Annotated in this window: 1 protein-coding gene; it reads left to right on the top strand. The window is 65.4% G+C overall.

Annotated elements, in window-relative coordinates:
• The first annotated feature begins 61 nt into the window (after positions 1-61).
• Positions 62-1,318: an IS4 family transposase gene (locus AC07FN_RS40340; RefSeq protein WP_478400401.1), complete on the top strand. Its 1,257-nt coding sequence runs from the start codon at positions 62-64 to the stop codon at positions 1,316-1,318.
• The last annotated feature ends 117 nt before the right edge of the window (positions 1,319-1,435 follow it).

The raw sequence follows: 1,435 nt of genomic DNA, 5'->3' as shown, positions 1-1,435 counted from the left end.
ATAGCACAATGCCGCTTAGCTTGAGTTGATCTTGGTGGTTTAGGGCCGGGATGATCTTGGTGTGGTGGATGATGGCGTGGTGGCTGGTGCCCGGTTGACGGATCTGGTTTCGCTTGGGGTGCTGGCCTCGTCGGTTCCTCGGGAGGTGGTCGATGAGGTGATCGCCGCGACGGGGCGGCAGGCCAAGCGTTCGGATGGCAAGCTTCCGCCGCACGTCATGGTGTATTTCGTGATGGCGATGGCGTTGTTCGCCGACGAGGATTACGAGGAAGTCGCGGCCCGGTTGACCGACACGCTTGCCTCGTGGGGCTGCTGGGATGATGGATGGAGCCTGCCCACTTCGGGCGGAATCACCCAAGCCCGTCAGCGCTTGGGGGCCGAGCCGTTGCGGGAGTTGTTCGCCCGGGTTGCGGTCCCGGTGGCCGATGAGCTGACTCGGGGCGCTTTTCTCGGGCCGTGGCGGCTGATGGCCATCGACGGGTTCGACTGGGACGTACCGGACACCGACGACAACGGCGCGGAGTTCGGCTACGGCGGCTCGGGGGAAAGCCGGTCGGCGTTTCCGAAAGTTCGTGTGGTGTCGGTCAGCGAGTGTGGCTCGCATGCGATGGTCGATGCCGAAATCGGTGGGGTCGTCGGCAAAGGCAGCGGGGAACAGACCCTGGCTCGTCGGTTGTACGGCCGCCTGGAGCCTGGTTGGTTGCTGATCGCCGACCGCAACTTCTACACCTGGCAGGACTGGTGCACCGCCGCTGACACCGGGGCGGACCTGCTGTGGCGGGCCAAGGCCAACGCGAGGCTGCCGGTCCTGGAATCCCTCGGTGACGGCTCTGACCGCTCGGTGCTACTCGACCCGAAAATCCGAGGCAGCAAACGGCAAACGCTCATCGACACCGCCACCCGAGGTGAGGAGGTTCCTTCTGATGAGGCCAGGGTGGTGCGAGTCGTGGAATACACCGTGCCCGACCGAGGCGGCAACGGGAAAGACGAACTGATCCGCCTGATCACCACTATCACCGACCCCACAACGGCCCCCGCGGCGGCGTTGGCCGAGGCCTATCACCAGCGCTGGGAACACGAAACCGCCAACAACCAGATCAAAACCACCCTGCGCGGGCCGGGACGAGTGCTGCGATCGAAAAGCCCCGGCATGGTCCGCCAGGAGATCTACGGCTACCTGCTCACCCACTATGCCCTCAGCGCGCTGATCTGCCGAGCGGCCACCGAAGCCGACATCGATCCCGATCGGGTCAAATTCACCCGCACCGTCCGCCTCGTCCGCCGCCGGATCACCGACCCGGCGGCCTTTTCCCCCTGACGGACAGAAACGATCTTTCTCAGCGGTCGCGGCCGATATCACCGCCACACGCAACCTCAGCCCTCGTCGCCGCCACCGCAGCTACGCCCGCGTGATCAAACGCGGCCGCCACAACGC

The organism is Saccharopolyspora sp. NPDC045941, assembly GCF_056431445.1.
This window is presented reverse-complemented; position numbering and strand designations above follow the sequence as displayed.